Source organism: uncultured Ruminococcus sp. (assembly GCF_946415235.1).
Lineage (GTDB): Bacteria > Bacillota > Clostridia > Oscillospirales > Ruminococcaceae > Ruminococcus.
The window spans coordinates 65409-84710 of the sequence record NZ_CAMKRR010000002.1 but is presented as its reverse complement, the minus strand read 5'-3'; the positions used below and the strand labels follow the sequence as shown (position 1 = coordinate 84710).

Sequence of the window (19302 nt, the reverse complement as noted above, 5' to 3'; positions counted from 1 at the left end):
TTTGGTGTATAATAATTATGTATCAAACTCGGTAATTGTATCCATTTGAGGGATTATCGGGTGACCGCTCAGTAGGTCGGTTGTAATAAGGAGGATATAAATATGGCTGAACCAAGATTTATCAAGACCGTGACATTCGGCGGCTATGAAAAGGAAGCCGTTATCAGAAGGATCGAATACCTTAACGAACAGGTCCATGATCTCAGGAACGAACTGAGAGAAACAAAGCTTCAGATGGAGGCATACAAAAAGGGGACAGAGCCCGAAAAAGCTCTGGAATCAGTTCTTTCGGAAGAACGCGCAAAGCTCACGCAGGTCCAGGTTCAGAACAATACTCTCAGCCTCAAATTAAAAGCAACGGATGACGAAAACAACAGCCTTAAAGAAGATATCAAGAAAATGAAGGACGAAATGTCCGAATTGCAGGATAAACTCAAGGCAGCAGAATCAAAGTGTGCAGCACTTATGGCTCAGGACGAGGCTATGGCTCTCAGCAATGTTTTCATCGAGGCTCAGAAGTCCTCTTCAATGCTGGAAGGCACAGCAAAATCAAAGGCAGCCGAAATAGAGTTCCAGACAAAGAAGCTCGCCGAGAATATAGTCGCCGAAGCCAACGTGGAAGCGGAACAGATCATATTCGAGGCTGAAAGGACAGCTGCCGAAAAGATAGCTGAGGCTCAGTCCAGGGCAGAGCAGATGGAAGTTGCTTCAAACAACCTCAGAGCTTCTCTCCTTGATAATGTAAACTCGCTCAAGAGACATATGGGTCTGGTAAGAGACTCCCTCGAGGGCTTCCGCAAGGACGGCATCAGCAGACTCATCGAGGCAGACGAGTGCCTCAACAAGACAGAGGCTACCCTTAAGGAGGGCGGCGTTCCCGTATTCAGGCAGCCCGAAGTCTTTGAGCCCGAGATTCCCGAAAGACCTATGCTCCTTTCGGATCAGATCAAAAATGAGGACGACAAGCGCAAACAGCAGGAAGAGCTGGATAAGCTCAAGCAGATGGCTGAGTCCATAAGCGGCAAAAAAGACGACAGCAGGAAAGATGACGAAAAAGACGATAAAAAGGAAGAGTCCTCCGGAGGACAGCAGAAGAGCAGCGATAAGAATGACGGCGGCGAAAAGAAGGGCAAGATAGACCTTGCTGCTCTTGCAGCCAAAGCCAATTCCATCGGAAAGAAATAAAGCAAAATAAGTTTCTTAAATGTCATAAGGAGTTTTTATAATTATGAGTGAATTGATCATTGTAAAACCTGAAAAATGCGTGGGCTGCAATGCCTGTGTAAGAGAATGTCCCGCTCCCGAAGCCAATATGACAAAGCAGCTCGAAGACGGACGTTTCATAACCATGGTTAATCCCGCTAAATGTATCGCCTGCGGCGAATGCGTAAAGAAGTGCAACCATGGCGCAAGAGATTATATCGACGATACCGACGAATGTATCACCGATCTCCTCAAGGAAAAGATCATTATTATGGCTTCTCCCGCTATCAAGACCATTCTCCCCACAAAGTGGAAGGGTGTGCTCGACTGGTTCAAGAAACAGGGATGTACTATCTTCGACGTATCACTCGGTGCTGATATATGTACATGGGCTCACGCAAGAACTCTCGATCAGGACAAGATCGGCAACGTGATCACACAGCAATGTCCTGCTATCGTAAAGTATATCGAAACATACCAGCCCAAGCTGCTGCAGAACCTTTCACCTATACACAGCCCCATCGCCTGCGGCGCTATATACATACAGAAGTATCTCCGCAGAAATAACCCTATCGCTGTTATTTCTCCGTGTATCGCCGAGTCCTTCGAGGCTAAGGACACAGGTCTCGTAAAGTACAACGTTACTATCAAGAAGCTTCTTGAATACTTCGAGAGGAATGATATCATCATACCTATTGATACTTCCGAAAATTACGAGTATAAATTCGACGATATGCAGGGTCAGCTGGGCTCGATATACTCCCGTCCCGGCGGATTCAGAGATAATATCTGGATGCACGATCCCGAGGTAAATATCACAAATTCCGAAGGCGTACACAAGGTTTTCGGCGAAATAGATATGTACGGAAGAATGCCCGAATCAAAGCACCCGAAGGTATTCGACGTGCTCTCATGTGAATTCGGATGTAATATAGGACCCGCTTCGGGTACAAATCAGACCGTTTTCGACGTTATGGCTACTTCAAGAGCTATCGAAATTGAGGCAAAGAGCCGCCGCAAGTCCACAGGTATCATGGGACGAGGCGATGACAAGCTCTTCAAGAAGTTCGATGACGAGCTCCATGTGGCTGACTTCCTCAGGAACTACAAGGGCTCGATGCCTACACCTGTTCCGAATATAGCTCAGCTTGCTCCTATCTTTGAGAAAATGGGTATGCACACCGAAGAGGACCGCAAATATGACTGCCATGCCTGCGGATACAATACCTGCCGCGATATGGCTACAGCTATCTACAGAGGTCTCAATACTCCCGATAACTGTATCGTTCACGCAAAATCAGTCCTCATCGCAAGACACTCTGCCCTCAACAGACAGAACGAGCAGCTGGAAGAGATCACAGAAGAAGTTCTCGCACTTTCCGACAAGCTCAAGGAAAATGTTGCAAGCATTACGGAGAATATGCAGAATATCGGCGAATCCACATCTGCTACCAGCGACAGAGCCGCTGTCGTTAAGGACCTCCTCGAGAATGTCGTTTCATTCTGCAACGACAACTCAACAATGGACGCAGACAGTGTTTCACAGCTTACTTCTATCCTCGAGACAACTATCAACGCTTTCAGCGCTCTTGATGATAATGTTACCATCACAAATGAGAGCTCAGAGACTATAAATAAGTCCATTAACGATATTATTACCCTTGTGGGCGATATCAACGGAGTCCTCATTAAGGCTGGTCAGACCGAAAAGGTCGATATTTCCGACGTAACAGGCGTGAAAAAGCCCGCTGAGGAAAAAAAGGATAAATGATCCGCGCGGTCAAATAGTATGAACAAGCCCCGAGGCGCTGCCTCGGGGCTGTACATTTATATATTCATTCCGTCTTGCTGTCAAGGATCACTGCGGAGAGATTATATCTGCCGTAAGTTTTGCGCTGATACAGTCTTTTCTTATGCTTGTTGACCTCCTCTTTTGTTACGGCTTCCTCATTATAAGCAGCAAGGAGACCGTCGTCCGACATTTTGAGTATGGCATCTGTATCAAGCTCATCGAGATGTCCCGCTCTGTACATTTCTATATTATACTTCGCAATAAGAGCTTCGGGGCGCGAGAAGCAGAGAACTGCAAACAACAGCGTGAATATCACTGCTAAATGCTTTGTGAACTTCATATCAAAGCGGAACTGCTTTATTATTATAAGCACAAATATGAACGCAAGAAGTATCATGAACCAGCTCGTGTATACTCTCAGCTCTGTAAGACCGTAATTATCTATATACATTACCATTTTGCTCATGGCTGTTGCTATGAGGATAAGAGTGAAGATGCTCAGAACAACGCTGTAAAGCTTCAGTGCAAATGGCTTTTCCCTGCCTGATTTCTTTGAGAAAAGGCTTACAGCGCAGAGTACTATAAGATTTATCACTGCCACAGCAAAGAGCTCAAAGAAGCCTTGTCTTGCGTAATCCGCATAGGTAAATCCGTCGGGGAGCTCACTGCTGAACGCGGACAGGAAGTAGCTCGCCTGCGAGAAGAAAAACAGCACGTAAAGTATGCATATGGGAGTAACGGCTGTATACATTATAAGGTTGCTGACAAAACGGATACTGAACAGCTTTCTTATGCAGCCCTGCTCGTCAAGAGGCTGTATCCCGCCGCGGTGAGTGTTGGAGTAGAACATTCCGAAAAGGTACATGGAGCAAGGTATCGCTAAACAGAGCTGCAAAATTATATTCCATATCTCCTCGCTGAATATCCTTTCAAATATATCGGAAAGCATTTCCGCAAGTCCGTCGTCTGCCGACATGAGAAGCGACGCTACTATAGCAGTAAGCGGTACTGTGAGAAGAAGTCCTATGATGATATACTTCACATTCGAGCCCGCCTTTGACTTTGAAAGGCTGTCCTGAGTTATAGCCGCCTGCTTTCCGAAGTGGGAGAAGGGGTACTCGAATATCGCCTTGCATACCGCAAAGGGCAGATAGCGCTCGATATCCTTGTTTCCTGCCGCTGCGGAGTATATAAGGTACGCTGCCGCACCGAAAATGAAAAGGGCATCAAGGTCTTTTATGAAGTTGTTTGCAGTAATTGAAAAAACAAAGCTGAATACATACAGAACTGCCGCAAGCACTTTATTGAACGCGGAAAATTCGCAGCCCTTCTTCTTCATGTAAATAATTGCCGCGGTAATAATAGCAATGAAAACTCCCGTAGTTATGAAGCCCATTGCGTTGAACAGTATATATCTTACCGCACAGAATGCAGCTATAAAGGCAAATACCGAGAGTACCACTTCTGCCTTTGAGTATTCGGGCTTTTCCTTTACCTTTGTCACAGGCTGCGGTATATAGGGAGCCTGCGGTCCGTTATAGATATTGTTATTCATGATGCTTTTCTCCTTTTCTGTATTCGTAAGCTCTCATATCATACACCTGCTATAAGGAAAAAGTCGATACCGTACAGAAGAAGTGCAGTCTGCACGGCTCTGTACACTGTCATTACTGCTCCCACTGACCTCGGCGTGAACTCGTCCTTATAGTACAGCCTCTTGAAGCCGACAGGTATTATAGCAGTAACAAGTGCGATGACTCCCGCAATATTGAGCCATTCGCTGCCCCCTGCACAGAGCAGCGAGCATATAAGGAAATTGAACACGCAAAGTGCGATATCAATACCGTATGTATATTTCAGTTCCCGTTTGACAACAGCTGCCTTTTTCATGATCGTACCTCCTCCGATTTGCTTACTATAAATATGTTTATAGTAAGTATTGTATTTGTTACGGTTCGGGGGAGCATCCCTGCTCCCCATATATGTCATACCCCTGTATCATGCTTTACCCCGCGGATATGCCTATTCTCTCTGATACTCAAGTATATCTCCCGGCTGGCAGTCAAGCTCGTCGCATATTCTCTCCAGCGTCGAGAAGCGGACTGCCTTTGCCTTGCCCGTTTTCAGTATCGAAAGATTAGCGGTAGTAATGCCCACCTTTTCCGCAAGATCCTGTGAGGACATCTTCCGCTTTGCCATCATAACGTCCAGATTTACTATAATCGGCATGGAAAACACCTCCGTTATATTGTAAAGTCGTTTTCCGACTTTATTTCTACTGCCTTTTCAAATACATTTTTCAGTACGCGCATGATAAGTCCGAACATGAGGGCACACATACCGAAGAATGCAAATATGGAGCTCCACAGTCCGAATATCATCATCATAACGCCTACACCCATACATATCCATGATATCCTCCGCAGGCAATTTGTGTTTTTCTGTATGAACACCTCGTCCCTGCTTATGTTCCTGAGGAGGATATGCAGGTTCCACAGCGCCCCCAGCGCAAGTGCATCGCATACATATAAAGTAATGCACATGGGAATGAACATAGTGCTCCTGTCAAAAACGCTGTTTGCTTCAGCAGCCATTTCATACTGATACCACCCGGATATCGCAGGTATAAAGACTGCAACTATTACGGCTGCCATAGCCGCCGCAAGTGTAAGAATACGCGACAGAATAAGTGATCTATCCTTGTTCCACATAAGTCCGCTCTCCTTTGTATTGTTTTACTGTGACTATAGTATAACACAGAAAATATCATTTGTCAATAGAAAATTATCGTTTTTCAATAATTTTTTTCTGTTTTTCAAAGAGCTTGCGATTTTACGGAAAAAATGTTAGAATAATATGTCTGATATCAATGCTTTCTTTCGATTATATTATTGAATGCATTCAATAAAGGAGGAGTTCCCGATGACAGAGAACGAGCTTCGTCTGCTTATGGCGGAGTCGATACAAAAGTGTCATAGAGTGATTTTCGATAAATACTGCAATTATGTTTATGCTATCGTTATCAATGTTCTCAGGAGCTGCGGCTCACGCGAGGATATTGAAGACTGCGTCAGCGATATTTTTATGAAGATATACAAGAGGCTCGACAAGGATACTTCCTTTTCGGGTGATATCAAAGGCTTTATCGCTGCGGTATCAAGGAATACGGCAATTGACGCTTACCGCAGGATAAGTACAAAAAACATGAGGAATATCAGCATAGACGATGACAATATGGAGACCTTCGGCTCTGACGAGCGTCTCATCGAGCACACCGAGCAGAAAGAACAGTCGAGGATAATACTCGACAAGATAAAGGAGCTCGGAGAGCCCGATTCAACTATCATAATTCAGCAATACTACTACAACAGGACTGCCAAGGAGATCTCAAAGAACATTTCAATGACAGCCACAGCCGTTCAGAAGCGAAGCAGCCGCGCCAAACAGAAGCTTAAACTGCTGCTCGCAGAAGCAGGCATAGGCAGGGAGGGATTGATATGAATAAAAACGATCTTTTCAAGGAGCTGGACAGTATGGATATTGAGAATATCGCTCAGGAATTTCCCGTACTCACCGACGAAGAAAAGGAGAGAATATACGCAATGAGCGAGAGAAAGTACAATATATCAGACAATACTAATGAAGAATTCAGCAGTGAAACAGAAGTAAGCGGAGTTGAGGTATACAAGCGCCCGAAATGGAGGACAGCTTCCATAGCTGCTTCACTTGCGCTGCTTATAGGCGCAGGCTCATTCGGCGGCTACAATATCTCAAAGCAGCTGAAAAACAGCAGCAGCGGCGACGATGATACCGTAACTACTATAGCGTCGTCAGAAATGACACAGCCCTCAACAGAAGACCCACGTGCGGAGGAATACCGCAGTATAGCAAGTGGTCTTGCGGACGAATTCGATAATTTCCTCGATCCGCTGGACGAGGACAAAATGCCGGATTATCCCGAGTATGACCTCAGTGAAGAACAGGCCGCTAATATGACAGAGGAAGAGTTTGAAGCATATTACGATAATCTTGAGGAAGAATGCCGAAGGATAGACGAGGAATGCGGTCAGTCCGCAGATAGTATATGGTTTGAGCTCGGCAGAGGTGATCCGCTCGACCACGCGAATTATGCCCTTCTCGGCGGATGGTATTACTATCATTATGATGTCGGTATGAAATACAGCAATACCGACGAGGTAATGGAAAAGGCTCTTTCATTCATGACACAGGACTGTATTGACAAGGAGTTCCCGCATCTTATAGGCGAGGACCTCTCAGGCTATGAACCAAACAGGATATATGATGCTGATACCGAGAATTATCCTGACTTCGGAGTATTTGCAATGTATAACGGCGCCCTGTACTTTGACAGCGATAAAAATGAACGATACAGCCGGCTTTATTACTTCTTCGACCGCAGGGACGAACCTATAGAAATTACCGATATCACCGATGATTCATTCACAGCCATTGTAAAATACGATTTTACCAGCGTTCCGAACAAGTATGATATGTCCATGAAGGTCATCAATAACGGCGGAAGCTGGGTCATCAGCGACGTTGAACCCATAGGTCCCGAGCTTGATCCGCAGAAGCTTGAATTAGTCGATAAGCTCATCAATTCCTGCGATTATTACGATAAGCTCAGCGCAAAATATGCAAGTATAGAAAAAAACGAGCAGTACTGCGAAGAAGGTGAAGATCGCAGGATAAATAAAACGATCAACAATACGGTATTGTTCTGTGATAACAGAGCTCCGAAGGAATACACCTACTCAGATAACAATTATTCTGATTACAGCGGAGAGTATGACTGCGCTTCTCTGCTCGAATATGTCAAGGGAATAAATGCCAATGATATTGAAAAGAACAGTGAGACCTACTGTGACGGAGAAAAGGAATATTACTGGACAAATCCGACCGATGACCAAAATGATAACGGCCACTATCACTATAATACGTATGCTGTACCTCATGAAGGCGATGCTGAAAAATACGACGGCTTTGATAAATTCAGACTGAACAAATACAGATCACCAAACTGGTATGCTTTCAAATTCAGACCCATGTTCATATCTGAAGGTCCGTGGCTTGTACGTACTTATATGTATGAATTCAGCAAGTGGGACATCACGGGAGAAACAAACATACTTGACAGAGACTGCTGTATAGTAGAAGGCAGGATCGATTTCAGGAATGATGAAATGTGCATATATCCCGAAGATTATTACGGAAGCTTCAAGTTCTTCATCGACAAGGAAACAGGAATACCAATAGGTACAGAGTTTTACGCCAAGGACGGCGAGACCGTACACTGCACGGTTTACTATGATATACGTCTCAATGACGAAGCCGAGCCTGTTCCCGACGTCGATATAAGCGGCTACAATTTCACTTACAAATAATATTTACAGCAAAAAAGGTGTGATAAGATCTATCACACCTTTTTATTATCGTTTATCCTGTATATCTGTCGATATATGCGCTTCTGCCCGACATGGGGTCTTTATTTCTGACGCCGCATACTATAGCTTCGATAAGCTCGGGCTGAGTCTGCGTGAGCTTGCGGCGGTCGAAAAGTCCGAAGCCGTTCGGCCCGTTGTAGCCGTTATCCCAGTACACGGGAGTTATGCCGTTCTGAGCCGCTGTTCCCGCAAGAAAGCCGTCATAGTAAGCACGGTTCTCGGCTATCCTGTCGGGAAGCTCCGAATGCTCAAGAGTCTTGTCGATACAGCCAAATTCGCCGATAACCACGGGTATTCCCCTATCAACGTATCTCTCCTTAAGCATGGCAAGCTGAGCCTTTATGTGCTCCTCCTCGCCCCAGTCTGCGTCGTATATAGGGTCGATATTGGTCATTTCGATTATTTCCTGACCCTTCTGCCCCCACAGGAATATCTTTTTGAGGTCGTCGCCGCAGTATTCCCACGGGTCGTAGCAGTGAACAGAGAGCATAAGTCTGCCCTCGTCTGCGGTATTTCCCCTGTCCTCGGGAAACCTGAAGCCGTAATTGCCGCAGGTATACTTTATATCCGTGTTCCAGCCCGCAACAAGCAGCCAGCGGTGAGTATTGCAGCCCCCTGCACTCCTTACGGTATCCACGAATATCTGGTCGTAATCGTTTATATTCTCATAGTACTCGGGAACGGGATCATGATAGATCCCGTCGAACACCTCATTCATGCACTCAAAGATAAGATGCTCGTCATAGTCAGCGAAGCGGACAGCGACCTGACGCCACACAGCGGCAAATTTCGCCTTAACGTAGTCCTGATCCTCGCTGTCGCATAAAAGCCAGCCGCCGTTGATGGTATGATAGCCGTCGCCGTGCATATTTATGATAACGAACATTCCCCTGTTATAGCAGTAATCAACGACTTCCGCTATCCTTTCAAGCCATGCTTCGTCTATTTTAAAGCCGTTGCTGTCGTCTATCTTGCTGAGGTATGAAATAGGTATCCTTACTGTATCAAAGCCTGCTTCCGCGACTGCGTCCACCATTTCCTGTGAAGCCTTCGGGTTGCCCCATACCGTTTCGTCGGGAGTCCCGCCGAAATTCGCTTCGAGAGTATTTCCGTAGTTCCAGCCTGCACCCATTTTTTCTGCTATTTCATCGGCTGAAATAATGAATTTTCCTTTTGTTCTTTCCATTTGGCGTCCCCCTTTAAATACTGACCAAAAAACAGCATCTCACCTTAAAATCTTACACATATTATATCATATAAGAATACATATTTCAACCATATATCCTTCACAGAAGATTATTTGCAACAAAGAGGCTGTTTTTTTACCCATAGCTTGACAATCCCCCTTAAAACTGTTATATTTAAAATAGACATTATATAAAAATCCGATATGATATCAAAGCCATATCTCAGGGGGATAATATGAACTGGGTCTTACTTTTTCTGATACTTCTTTTAATGTCCATAAGCGGGACTGTTTACCTTATTACGCGGTTTCACCGTTTCAGCTTCATAGAAAGGCTGGGTGAAAGGCACAAGGTGCTCTCGTGGCTAGCAAGCCTCATACCGCTGGGCGGCATAGCCTGTTTCGGCTTCATAAACTTTTACAGCGTTATCGTGGTGATACTTCACCTTATCATATTCTGGCTCATTGCCGACCTGATAGCCTTCATAGTGCGGAAAGCCGCAAAAAAAGAACGCCGCCGAAATATCGAGGGCGTGTGCGTACTGCTGTTTACGGCGGTATACCTGTCCATAGGCTGGTACAACGCTCACCATGTGATCTCAACGCCGTACAGCATAACCACCGAAAAGTCCATAGACAGCGGAAAACTGCGTATAGTCGGCTTTGCGGACTCTCACATAGGCATAACTCTCGACGGCGAGGCTATGGCAAGAGAAATGGAGAAAATACAGGCAGAAAATCCAGATATCGTAGTTATCGCAGGGGATTTCGCCGATGATGACTCCAAACGCAGCGACATGATAAAAGCCTGCGAGGCTCTCGGTAAGCTTGATACTACCTACGGAGTATACTTCGTCAGCGGCAACCACGATCAAGGCTATATGCAGGGATACCGCGATTTCTCCCTTGATGATATGTACGCGGAGCTCGAAAAGAACAATGTGACCGTACTTGAGGACGAAGCCGTTATGGTAACGGATAATTTCGCAATAATAGGCAGACGCGACAAGCATGACGAGTCCAGAAAGTCTATCGGCGAGCTTACAGCGGATATCTCTCCCGATGTATACACTCTCGTGCTGGATCACCAGCCAAACGACTATGACAATGAGGCGGCAGCAAAGGTCGACCTTGTGTACTCGGGACACACTCACGGCGGTCATATATGGCCCTCAGGATATATCGGGCTGTGGATAGGGGCAAATGATTTCGTCTACGGCCATACGGTCCGCGGAAATACGGATTTCATCGTGACTTCGGGTATCTCGGGCTGGGCAATACCTTTCAAGACAGGCGCTGTTTCCGAGTACAACATTATAGACATCACAGGTAAGGAGTGAGCTTATGAACAATATCGCAGTTGCAAACGAGACAATAAAAATAACTGCCGAAGGCTTCTATGAAAAGGACGGAAAGCGGGTGGAGCTGCCAAAAAACGACTTCACGTCAGCTGCGGCATATTCCCCCGAAAAGAGCGCGGAGCTCCTGAAAAATATGGTCATACCAGACGGGAAAATGTGTGAGATCACCGTTACCACTGAGGACACGTTTACTGCTGCGAGCCGCTTTGAAGATCCGTTTGTAATGAATTTCGCCAATGCTCATAAGGCAGGCGGCGGTTTCAGACTCGGCGCAAACGCGCAGGAGGAAGCCCTTTGCAGGTGCAGCACACTGTACGCTTCCATAACCTCTGAGGGCGCAAAGGAAATGTACCGCTATAACAATACTCACCTGAGCTCCGTGGAGTCCGACTATATGCTGTATTCCCCCAATGTATGCGTATTCCGCGATCATCACTGCGAGCTTCTTGATAAGACCTTCACGGCAGCCGTGATAACAGTTCCCGCTCCGAACAGACGGGGGGCAGCTCTGCTTGCTTCGGGAAAAAAAATAGCCGAGACCATGACAAGACGCATACGCATTATGCTTGCCATAGCCGCGGAACACGGTCATAAAAACCTGATACTCGGCGCGTGGGGCTGCGGAGCCTTCGGCAACAAGCCCGATGAAGTATCGGAGTATTTCAGAAAGGTCATAGCCGATGAGGGCTACGGAAAGCTCTTTGAGCATATCTGCTTTGCCATATACGGCAAGGAGGACGGACGAAATTATCTGAGCTTCAAGAAAACTTTTTCAGCATAAAATTTACGGGCGCACAAAATGCGCCCGTAAAATTTTAAATGCTCATATTATCAAAGGGTTATTACCCGAATATGCTGTTATCTTCGGAAATTCATCCGAACTGAATTTAAATATGACCAGTCCTTCATCATATTCTTCTTCATATTTGTCCACTATCTGAATGGTGAAAGACAATTGATTGTCAACTATTACATCTCTGATGTATTCGGGGATAATATCCTTGTCATTTGCCGAAAGTTTCAGTACTTCACCGCCTTTTAAAGCAAATATCCGCTCTCTCCAGACATGAGAAATGCTTATTTCCATTGCTATATCGCTGATATTATCCGAATAAATCTGTTCCCGCTCCATCATTCCTGTCACCGCATGGTCACTCAACAGTCAGCATCACAGGACAGTGGTCGCTGCCCATTACATCTGTAAGTATCTCGGAGTTTTTCACGCGCTTCATGAGGCGCTCGGACACCACGAAATAGTCTATACGCCAGCCTGCGTTCTTTTCGCGGGCTTTGAAGCGGTAAGACCACCATGAGTATGTAACGGTTTCGGGATAGAGCCTGCGGAACGTGTCCGCAAAGCCTGCACCGAGCAGCTCCGTGAACTTGCCGCGCTCCTCGTCGGAGAAGCCTGCGTTGCCGCGGTTGGTCTTGGGATTTTTCAGGTCTATCTCCTCATGAGCTACATTGAGGTCACCGCAGTAGATAACGGGCTTCTTTTTGTCAAGCTCCGAGAGATAAGCCCTCATATCGTCCTCGAACTCCATGCGGTAGTCGATACGCTTCAGACCGTCCTGAGCGTTGGGAACATAGCAGCACACGAAGTAAAAGTCCTCGTACTCGCAGGTGATGACGCGCCCCTCGTCAAGATGAGTGCCGTTTATGCCGTAGGCAACGGACAGAGGCTCGGTCTTGCTGAATACAGCAGTTCCCGAATATCCTTTCTTTACGGCGCTGTGAAAGTATATGTGATAGCCCTCGGGCGTGAAGTCCGCCTGATCGGGCTGCATTTTTGTTTCCTGCAAGCAGAATATATCAGCGTCCGCAGCCTTGAAGAAGTCCTCAAAGCCTTTCTGCAAACAAGCGCGGAAGCCGTTGACGTTCCATGATATGAGCTTCATTGTTATACCTCCGAAAAAATTTCTCCGCAGCCATACCGACTGCGGAGACTTTATATTATTATATCATAAAATTATCCGAATGGCAACACTCGCGGAAGTAAACTGCCGCTTTTCATATCTTTGCCGCGAACATGGCGGCGCGGGCTCCGAGCTTATATCATAGAATTTTATAAATAGCAACTTTCTGTTGTTCTTTATTCCTTTCAGTTTCAGTTATTTTTTATCAGGTGCTTTTTCAGAACATCATTGTAGGCTTCGAGGTCACTTTCGTTTTTGAGCTTGTATGTCTTTCCGATACCGAACTGTATATAGCCGTCCTCTGCTGCAACAAAACCAAAATCATAGCTGTTTACATCGCCGCTTCTTATAGGCGCTCTTTCCCATTCAAACGCCATGAGCTCGTTTGCAAATTCTTCTCTGCCTGTAAGAGTATATTCTTCCTGCCTGTTTTCGTCTGCTATATAGTAGTACGCTTTGTCGTATGGGTTGTTCTTGAAGCCGTTGCTTATCTCGTTTTCGAGCTCCTTATGCGTAACTCTGTCAAATATCTCAATAGTCGCCTCGTCAGCATACATATTCAGGATATCATGAAAAACCTTATTGCCCTCAACAAATTCGTGATATGTTTCTCTCTCTTCGTCCTTTACTTCATGACCCTTATCATTCTCACGGAGTATATAACATCCGTTATCGTACAGTTCAAAGGCATAGCAGTGATCCTTTACTTCACCTGTCCTGCAATCGAAATATAATTTGATACACCTCATGGTTGAGTCAAAGTCTTCTTTTTCTATCTCGGCTGTAGTGTCGAACTTGTCCATGTAATCAAAGAACTTTTCTGTATTCACATTATTCTTGGTGTAAATATTGCCGCTGAGGTCTTCCCATAAAACCATATCCGTATTGAAATATGCTTTATTTGCCCTCATATTATCGTATATTGGCGCATTCAGGTCGATATTGTCAGTGCTGATACTGTCTCCGCTGCTTCCCTGCTTTGAACTGCCGTTCATACGTGAAAGCTGATATGCTCCGCCGCCCACAGCTCCGCATACAAGCACGAAGGCTGCTGCCATAGCAGCTATCCTTCCCCAGCTGTGCCTTGCTGTGATGACCTCTGTACCGCTTACACTGTCCGCGTATTCATGCATTTCTATAGTGGGTGAGCTGAGCTTTTCCCGCATACGGCTGCGGAACTCGTCACTGCACTTTACCCTGCGAAGAAAACCGTTATATTCATCTCGTTTCATACATGAGATCCTCCTCTTCAAGCTCTGTTTTAAGTTTCTTTCTTCCGCGCTGCAAAAGCGAGCTCACAGTATTCTCATTTTTCCCCGTAAGCGCAGCTATCTCCTTTATGGTATACTCTTCATAGTAATAAAGGAATATCACTGCTGCATACTTCTCGGGGAGCTTTTCTATCCTCTCTCTTATCTCGCTGTCCCGAGGCGTGAACTCACAGCTCAGGGTATTTTCGAGAGCCTCGTCAAGGGGTGAATTTCTAAGTATACGTGCGCTTTTTCTGTAGTTTTTGCAGCGGTTTATGGCTGAACGAAGCAGCCATGCTTTCATATGTTCATCGGTATCAAAGCTCTGCGGCTTTACATGGAGCGTCAGAAAGACCTCCTGTGTTATGTCCTCTGCTTCGTAATAGCTTCCCGTCATAGCATAGGCAGCCCGCAGAACGGTGTCTCCGAATTTATTGAATGCGTACAGCGCTGAACTGTCTTTCATGGCAATTCCTCCTTTCAGTCGGAAGCGTCGCTTCAATAATATATACAATCGTGAGAAGAGTTTTCGTGCATATTTTTTTGCAGGGGCGCACAGTTTGCGCCCGCAGATACATCATGAATTATGAATGACAAATGTGTAGGGGCGATGCCTGCATCGCCCCTTGCCTTTTCGTTGTCGGACTGATGTTGGCATCAGCCCCTGCAACAGTAAAGCTCACCGACTTTCATCAGTGAGCTTTGTTGTTACTTTATATCGATCATTTTCAGGATCTCTTCCTTAGGCTGAAGTCCCACAGACTGCTTTACGGGAAGTCCGTCCTTGACTACTACGAGCAGCGGAATGTTCTCAACTCTGAAAGCAGATGCAAGCTCGGGCTGTTCGTCAACATTTACCTTGCCGACCTTTATTTTTCCCTTGTATTCGTCGGCTATCTGCTCTATAACAGGTCCGAGTGCCATACAGGGTCCGCACCACATTGCCCAGAAATCGAGAAGAACGGGGGTATCCTTATAATTAAGCACTTCCCTCTGGAAGTTTTCCTTTGTTATCACTACTTCGTTCATATTAGACCTCCTCTGAACTGTTATTCAAACTCTTTTGCGTAAAGACGGTCTGTGCCGCCGTAAACCTGTCTTAGTCCGCCAGCGACTTATAATACAGCATACAGTGGCAGAAGCCCTCAAAATTCGGGTCTGCTATCTGGTCACGGAACTCCTTGCACATACATTTGTTTTCGGGAGTTTTCGCAAGTCTGCACGGACAGTAGCCGTCCTTTAATTTAAGTCCCTCTTTTATTCTGTCAACAACTTCTTTGTCGGGATTGAGTGTAACTTTCATATTCAGTCCCTCCTTGAATATTTTATTTCATCAGCTCGTCCGCAAGTGCCTCTATTTCGGCTATATTTGCTGCCTTTACAGCTGACTTTACAGATACTGTGGTATCTGTGAATGTGATGTTCTTTGACTTCTCGAACATGGACTTTACTACCTTTGCAGCTGTAGCTGCCCAGCTTCCGTTCTCGATGATACCGATAGTGCGGTTCTGATAATTCCTCTCTGTGAGGTCGAGAATGAAGTGCTTCATGAACGGGAATATATCGGCATTGTAGGTAGTAGTTGCGATAACAAGCTTTCCGTAGCGGAATGCGTCCTCAACGGACTCTGCCATGTCCTCTCTTGCAAGGTCTGCAATAGCGACCTTCGGGCAGCCCTTTGCTTCAAGCTTTTCCTTGAGAAGCTCCGCAGCCTTCTTTGTATTGCCGTAAACCGATGTATAGGCAATGAATACGCCCTCCGACTCAACGCCGTAGCTTGACCATGTGTTGTAAAGTCCGAGATAGTATCCGAGATTTTCTTTAAGGATAGGTCCGTGGAGAGGACATATAGTCTGTATATCAAGTGCGGCAGCCTTTTTGAGTACGCCCTGTACCTGTACGCCGTACTTGCCTACGATACCGAAATAGTAACGGCGGGCTTCGCAAGCCCAGTCCTCCTCAACGTCGAGAGCTCCGAACTTTCCGAAAGCGTCAGCCGAGAAGAGCACCTTGTCTTTGCTGTCGTATGTGAACATTACCTCAGGCCAGTGAACCATGGGAGCAAATACGAATGAAAGCTCATGCTTGCCAAGTGAGAGCTTCTCCCCTTCCTTGACCTCAAGCTTGTTTGCGATAGAAATCCCGTCGAAGAAATTGTCTATCATGCCGAAGGTCTTAGCGTTTCCCACAACTGTAGTATTCGGGTACTTTCTGAGGAAGTTCATAAGGTTTGCGGAGTGGTCGGGCTCCATGTGCTGAACGATGATATAATCAGGCGTTCTGTCGGCAAGGACCTCGGTTATATTGTCGAGCCACTCGTCTGTGAAGTTACCGTCAACAGTGTCAAAAACAGCTGTTTTTTCATCAACTATAATATATGAATTATATGCCATACCGTTGGGCACATCATACTGTCCCTCAAAGAGGTCGACCTGATGATCGTTGACTCCGATGTAGTAAATGTCATTAGTTATCTTATTCATTGGTAATTACCTCTTTTCATAATTATGGTCTTATTATATCATATAAACAAGCATATGAAAAGTGGCATTTGCAACAAATTTAAAGATTTTTCTAATATTATGTCTGATTACAGTGGAAATATTCATGTTTTTAAGTGATTATACAGAAATAAAAAGCACATAATAATATCAGTATAATAATATGAAAAATGGTGATAGAATGATAAATTTTATTTTAGGTACAATGTTCGGCGGGACAATTGGAGTTATAACGATGTGCCTCTGCACAGCGGCAAAGTGGGGCGACGAGCATATAAATTAGCCTTCAGCTATTAGCCGTTAGCCTGTAGGTAACGCCGCCCTCGGGACGCCGAGGGCGGCGTCCTCTACATATTGTCATTTGAAGATTTACGAGCTGTCGAGGACGCCAGCCCCTACACATCGTCATACATAAAAAAGCGGCACAGCTTGAACTGTACCGCTTTAAATCGTGCTTACTTCTTCTCAGGAACTTTAATGATATCCTTACGCATATAGGGCTGGAGTGCCTTTGGTATACGGATAGAACCATCCTCGTTGAGGTTGTTCTCAAGGAATGCGATGAGCATTCTCGGAGGAGCAACAACTGTATTGTTAAGTGTATGTGCAAAGTACTTGCTGCCGTCCTCAGCCTTTACTCTGATGCCGAGACGTCTTGCCTGCGCGTCGCCGAGATTTGAACAGCTTCCTACCTCGAAGTACTTCTTCTGACGGGGCGACCACGCCTCAACGTCGATAGACTTTACCTTAAGGTCTGCAAGGTCTCCCGAGCAGCACTCAAGAGTACGTACAGGTATATCAAGTGTGCGGAAGAACTCAACTGTATAGCTGTAGAGCTTGTGGAACCAGTCCATAGACTCCTCGGGCTTACATACAACGACCATTTCCTGCTTTTCAAACTGGTGTATGCGGTATACGCCGCGCTCCTCGATACCGTGAGCTCCGACCTCCTTGCGGAAGCAGGGAGAATAGCTTGTGAGAGTCTTCGGGAGCTCCTCCTCGGGAACTATAGTATCAATGAACTTGCCTATCATGGAGTGCTCGGAGGTACCGATAAGGTAAAGATCCTCGCCCTCTATCTTGTACATCATGCCTTCCATCTCAGCGAAGCTCATAACGCCTGTTACAACATTGCTTCTTATCATGAAAGGCGGGATATAGTAAGTAAAGCCCTTGTCTATCATAAAGTCTCTTGCGTATGAGAGTATGCAGCTCTGGAGCTGTGCGATATCGCCGCAAAGATAGTAGAAGCCGTTGCCGCTCGTCTTACGTGCGCTGTCGATGTCGATACCGTTTACTCTCTCCATGATGTCAACGTGGTAAGGAACTTCAAATGCAGGAACAGCAGGCTCTCCGAAGCGCTCAACCTCTACGTTCTCCGTATCGTCCTTTCCTATAGGAACTGTCTCGTCGATGATATTCGGGATAACGAGCATGATCTCGCGGATATCGGCTTCGAGCTTTATCTCGAGCTGCTCCTTTTCTTCGAGCTCCTTGCCCATTGCCGATACCTCAGCCTTTATCTTTTCGGCCTCTTCCTTCTGACCGTTCTTCATGAGACCGCCTATTTCTTTACTCTTTACATTACGGGTATTTCTGAGATTGTCACAGGCGAGCTTGGTCTCTCTGTACTGCTTGTCCAGCTCGGCTACCTTGTCAACGAGCTCCAGCTTGTCGTTCTGGAACTTCTTTTTGATGTTTTCCTTTACGAGTTCGGGATTTGTTCTTATAAGCTTAATGTCAATCATATTTATTCTCCTTAGTCCTCTTTTGCAAGCTTTTCAGCCAGTGCGGCGAGGTCGTTTTTATCATAGAATTCAAGTATCAGAGCGCCCTTGTTCTTGCCGTAATCCACCTTGACCTTTCTGCCGAGGCGCTCATTGAGCGAGAGTTCCATTTCCTTAAAATAATTATCAATTTTCCTGTTTGACTTTGCAGCAGATGCTTCCTCGGAATGTTCCGCTGACTTCTGTGCAGCCTTTTCCACCTGACGTACAGTCAGTCCTCCGTCGGCAGCTCTCAGAGCCGTTGCAATGAGCATTTCCTCATCTTCAAAGCCCAGCAGAGCCCTTGCGTGTCCTGCGGAAAGCTCGCCGTTCTCCACCATTTTCAACACTCTGTCCGGAAGTGAAAGTATCCTCACGGCGTTGGCAACTGCCGAACGGGAGCGTCCCACCATTTTTGCCACTTTTTCCTGCGTCATACCGAATTTTTCGATAAGATCATTGTAGCCTGCGGCTTCTTCAATGGGATTGAGATTTTCACGCTGCAAGTTCTCAATAATTGCGATCTGCATTGTTTCAAGATCGCTGAGCTCACGAATTGTGACAGGTACTTCATCAAGCCCCGCCATTCTTGCAGCTCTCCATCTTCTTTCGCCCGCTACTATCTGATAGCCGCCCGAACTGATCGGACGAACAAGTATAGGCTGAAGCATACCGTGCTCGCGTATTGAGTCCGCAAGAGCTGTTATCGCTTCGTCGCTGAACGCTTTACGGGGCTGATCCCTGTTAGGCTCTAACTCAGCGGTACGGAGCGTCTTTTTAACCTGTACCTCATTGGCATTGTCAATGAACAGCGTGTCAAGGCCTAAGCCCAAACCACCTTTTGCCATATTTCAATCCTCAT

General features: G+C 46.0%; 21 protein-coding genes. 7 read left to right on the top strand and 14 right to left on the bottom strand.

Features of this window, described 5'->3' with window-relative positions:
• Window positions 1-102 precede the first annotated feature (102 nt).
• Window positions 103-1185 (top strand): plectin, encoded by a 1083-nt coding sequence (locus Q0R37_RS01065; protein ID WP_294750194.1) that lies wholly within the window; start codon window positions 103-105, stop codon window positions 1183-1185.
• 43 nt (window positions 1186-1228) lie between these two features.
• Window positions 1229-2974, top strand: coding sequence for a [Fe-Fe] hydrogenase large subunit C-terminal domain-containing protein (locus tag Q0R37_RS01060; RefSeq protein WP_294750193.1), 1746 nt, complete (start codon window positions 1229-1231; stop codon window positions 2972-2974).
• A 64-nt stretch (window positions 2975-3038) separates the two neighbouring features.
• On the opposite strand, the gene Q0R37_RS01055 is transcribed toward Q0R37_RS01060, so the two are convergent.
• The 4 genes from Q0R37_RS01055 to Q0R37_RS01040 form a co-directional block, all read right to left on the bottom strand.
• A complete protein-coding gene (locus tag Q0R37_RS01055; protein ID WP_294750191.1) occupies window positions 3039-4550 on the bottom strand; it encodes a DUF4153 domain-containing protein in 1512 nt (503 codons plus the stop codon).
• A 38-nt stretch (window positions 4551-4588) separates the two neighbouring features.
• On the bottom strand, window positions 4589-4885 hold the full coding sequence (locus Q0R37_RS01050) for a hypothetical protein (protein ID WP_294750189.1): 297 nt from the start codon (window positions 4883-4885) through the stop codon (window positions 4589-4591).
• Between the two features lie 132 nt (window positions 4886-5017).
• A complete protein-coding gene (locus Q0R37_RS01045) occupies window positions 5018-5224 on the bottom strand; it encodes a helix-turn-helix transcriptional regulator (protein WP_294750186.1) in 207 nt (68 codons plus the stop codon).
• Between the two features lie 14 nt (window positions 5225-5238).
• On the bottom strand, window positions 5239-5706 hold the full coding sequence (locus tag Q0R37_RS01040; RefSeq protein ID WP_294750184.1) for a DUF2975 domain-containing protein: 468 nt from the start codon (window positions 5704-5706) through the stop codon (window positions 5239-5241).
• 211 nt (window positions 5707-5917) lie between these two features.
• Between Q0R37_RS01040 and Q0R37_RS01035 the strand changes: the two genes are divergently transcribed.
• Together Q0R37_RS01035 and Q0R37_RS01030 are read left to right on the top strand one after the other, a co-directional pair.
• Window positions 5918-6496 carry a sigma-70 family RNA polymerase sigma factor gene (locus tag Q0R37_RS01035; RefSeq protein ID WP_294750182.1) on the top strand — a complete coding sequence of 193 codons (579 nt, stop codon included), beginning with the start codon at window positions 5918-5920 and terminating at the stop codon, window positions 6494-6496.
• Window positions 6493-8400, top strand: coding sequence for a hypothetical protein (locus Q0R37_RS01030; protein WP_294750181.1), 1908 nt, complete (start codon window positions 6493-6495; stop codon window positions 8398-8400). Before Q0R37_RS01035 ends, Q0R37_RS01030 begins: the two co-directional genes overlap by 4 nt.
• 52 nt (window positions 8401-8452) lie before the next feature.
• On the opposite strand, the gene Q0R37_RS01025 is transcribed toward Q0R37_RS01030, so the two are convergent.
• Window positions 8453-9646 carry a glycoside hydrolase family 5 protein gene (locus Q0R37_RS01025; protein WP_294750179.1) on the bottom strand — a complete coding sequence of 398 codons (1194 nt, stop codon included), beginning with the start codon at window positions 9644-9646 and terminating at the stop codon, window positions 8453-8455.
• Between the two features lie 236 nt (window positions 9647-9882).
• On the opposite strand from Q0R37_RS01025, the gene Q0R37_RS01020 reads away from it, so the two are divergent.
• Together Q0R37_RS01020 and Q0R37_RS01015 are read left to right on the top strand one after the other, a co-directional pair.
• Window positions 9883-10986: a metallophosphoesterase gene (locus tag Q0R37_RS01020; RefSeq protein WP_294750177.1), complete on the top strand. Its 1104-nt coding sequence runs from the start codon at window positions 9883-9885 to the stop codon at window positions 10984-10986.
• Between the two features lie 4 nt (window positions 10987-10990).
• Complete coding sequence (locus Q0R37_RS01015; RefSeq protein ID WP_294750175.1) at window positions 10991-11788, top strand: TIGR02452 family protein; 798 nt, start codon at window positions 10991-10993, stop codon at window positions 11786-11788.
• A 42-nt stretch (window positions 11789-11830) separates the two neighbouring features.
• On the opposite strand, the gene Q0R37_RS01010 is transcribed toward Q0R37_RS01015, so the two are convergent.
• The 7 genes from Q0R37_RS01010 to Q0R37_RS00980 form a co-directional block, all read right to left on the bottom strand.
• Window positions 11831-12142 carry a hypothetical protein gene (locus Q0R37_RS01010; RefSeq protein ID WP_294750174.1) on the bottom strand — a complete coding sequence of 104 codons (312 nt, stop codon included), beginning with the start codon at window positions 12140-12142 and terminating at the stop codon, window positions 11831-11833.
• 16 nt (window positions 12143-12158) lie between these two features.
• Window positions 12159-12905 carry an exodeoxyribonuclease III gene (locus Q0R37_RS01005; RefSeq protein ID WP_294750172.1) on the bottom strand — a complete coding sequence of 249 codons (747 nt, stop codon included), beginning with the start codon at window positions 12903-12905 and terminating at the stop codon, window positions 12159-12161.
• A gap of 209 nt (window positions 12906-13114) precedes the next feature.
• A complete protein-coding gene (locus Q0R37_RS01000) occupies window positions 13115-14155 on the bottom strand; it encodes a hypothetical protein (protein WP_294750170.1) in 1041 nt (346 codons plus the stop codon).
• Window positions 14142-14639 carry an RNA polymerase sigma factor gene (locus Q0R37_RS00995; protein ID WP_294750168.1) on the bottom strand — a complete coding sequence of 166 codons (498 nt, stop codon included), beginning with the start codon at window positions 14637-14639 and terminating at the stop codon, window positions 14142-14144. The genes Q0R37_RS01000 and Q0R37_RS00995 overlap by 14 nt, the downstream gene beginning before the upstream one ends.
• A 242-nt stretch (window positions 14640-14881) precedes the next feature.
• A complete protein-coding gene (gene trxA, locus Q0R37_RS00990) occupies window positions 14882-15202 on the bottom strand; it encodes a thioredoxin (protein ID WP_294750166.1) in 321 nt (106 codons plus the stop codon).
• A 70-nt stretch (window positions 15203-15272) separates the two neighbouring features.
• Window positions 15273-15476 (bottom strand): ferredoxin-thioredoxin reductase catalytic domain-containing protein, encoded by a 204-nt coding sequence (locus Q0R37_RS00985; RefSeq protein ID WP_294750164.1) that lies wholly within the window; start codon window positions 15474-15476, stop codon window positions 15273-15275.
• A gap of 22 nt (window positions 15477-15498) precedes the next feature.
• Window positions 15499-16656 (bottom strand): FprA family A-type flavoprotein, encoded by a 1158-nt coding sequence (locus Q0R37_RS00980; RefSeq protein ID WP_294750162.1) that lies wholly within the window; start codon window positions 16654-16656, stop codon window positions 15499-15501.
• A gap of 181 nt (window positions 16657-16837) precedes the next feature.
• Here Q0R37_RS00980 and Q0R37_RS00975 point away from each other — a divergent pair, with 181 nt between their 5' ends.
• On the top strand, window positions 16838-16957 hold the full coding sequence (locus Q0R37_RS00975) for a DUF3789 domain-containing protein (protein ID WP_366517384.1): 120 nt from the start codon (window positions 16838-16840) through the stop codon (window positions 16955-16957).
• A gap of 172 nt (window positions 16958-17129) precedes the next feature.
• On the opposite strand, the gene serS is transcribed toward Q0R37_RS00975, so the two are convergent.
• Both serS and Q0R37_RS00965 read right to left on the bottom strand, forming a co-directional pair.
• Window positions 17130-18422 (bottom strand): serine--tRNA ligase, encoded by a 1293-nt coding sequence (gene serS / locus Q0R37_RS00970; RefSeq protein ID WP_294750160.1) that lies wholly within the window; start codon window positions 18420-18422, stop codon window positions 17130-17132.
• 11 nt (window positions 18423-18433) lie between these two features.
• Entirely contained in the window at window positions 18434-19288 is an 855-nt protein-coding gene (locus Q0R37_RS00965) for a ParB/RepB/Spo0J family partition protein (RefSeq protein WP_294750158.1), read from the bottom strand.
• Window positions 19289-19302: the final 14 nt, after the last annotated feature.

Coding starts and splice junctions, on each gene's coding strand:
- Q0R37_RS01035 (WP_294750182.1), top strand. CDS start 5,918: ATGACAGAGAACGAGCTTCGTCTGCTTATGGCGGAGTCGATACAAAAG.
- Q0R37_RS01065 (WP_294750194.1), top strand. CDS start 103: ATGGCTGAACCAAGATTTATCAAGACCGTGACATTCGGCGGCTATGAA.
- Q0R37_RS01015 (WP_294750175.1), top strand. CDS start 10,991: ATGAACAATATCGCAGTTGCAAACGAGACAATAAAAATAACTGCCGAA.
- Q0R37_RS01055 (WP_294750191.1), bottom strand. CDS start 4,550: ATGAATAACAATATCTATAACGGACCGCAGGCTCCCTATATACCGCAG.
- trxA (WP_294750166.1), bottom strand. CDS start 15,202: ATGAACGAAGTAGTGATAACAAAGGAAAACTTCCAGAGGGAAGTGCTT.
- Q0R37_RS01045 (WP_294750186.1), bottom strand. CDS start 5,224: ATGCCGATTATAGTAAATCTGGACGTTATGATGGCAAAGCGGAAGATG.
- Q0R37_RS00965 (WP_294750158.1), bottom strand. CDS start 19,288: ATGGCAAAAGGTGGTTTGGGCTTAGGCCTTGACACGCTGTTCATTGAC.
- Q0R37_RS01005 (WP_294750172.1), bottom strand. CDS start 12,905: ATGAAGCTCATATCATGGAACGTCAACGGCTTCCGCGCTTGTTTGCAG.
- Q0R37_RS00975 (WP_366517384.1), top strand. CDS start 16,838: ATGAAAAATGGTGATAGAATGATAAATTTTATTTTAGGTACAATGTTC.
- Q0R37_RS01020 (WP_294750177.1), top strand. CDS start 9,883: ATGAACTGGGTCTTACTTTTTCTGATACTTCTTTTAATGTCCATAAGC.
- Q0R37_RS00995 (WP_294750168.1), bottom strand. CDS start 14,639: ATGAAAGACAGTTCAGCGCTGTACGCATTCAATAAATTCGGAGACACC.
- Q0R37_RS00980 (WP_294750162.1), bottom strand. CDS start 16,656: ATGAATAAGATAACTAATGACATTTACTACATCGGAGTCAACGATCAT.
- Q0R37_RS00985 (WP_294750164.1), bottom strand. CDS start 15,476: ATGAAAGTTACACTCAATCCCGACAAAGAAGTTGTTGACAGAATAAAA.
- Q0R37_RS01000 (WP_294750170.1), bottom strand. CDS start 14,155: ATGAAACGAGATGAATATAACGGTTTTCTTCGCAGGGTAAAGTGCAGT.
- Q0R37_RS01060 (WP_294750193.1), top strand. CDS start 1,229: ATGAGTGAATTGATCATTGTAAAACCTGAAAAATGCGTGGGCTGCAAT.
- Q0R37_RS01010 (WP_294750174.1), bottom strand. CDS start 12,142: ATGATGGAGCGGGAACAGATTTATTCGGATAATATCAGCGATATAGCA.
- Q0R37_RS01030 (WP_294750181.1), top strand. CDS start 6,493: ATGAATAAAAACGATCTTTTCAAGGAGCTGGACAGTATGGATATTGAG.
- Q0R37_RS01025 (WP_294750179.1), bottom strand. CDS start 9,646: ATGGAAAGAACAAAAGGAAAATTCATTATTTCAGCCGATGAAATAGCA.
- Q0R37_RS01050 (WP_294750189.1), bottom strand. CDS start 4,885: ATGAAAAAGGCAGCTGTTGTCAAACGGGAACTGAAATATACATACGGT.
- Q0R37_RS01040 (WP_294750184.1), bottom strand. CDS start 5,706: ATGTGGAACAAGGATAGATCACTTATTCTGTCGCGTATTCTTACACTT.
- serS (WP_294750160.1), bottom strand. CDS start 18,422: ATGATTGACATTAAGCTTATAAGAACAAATCCCGAACTCGTAAAGGAA.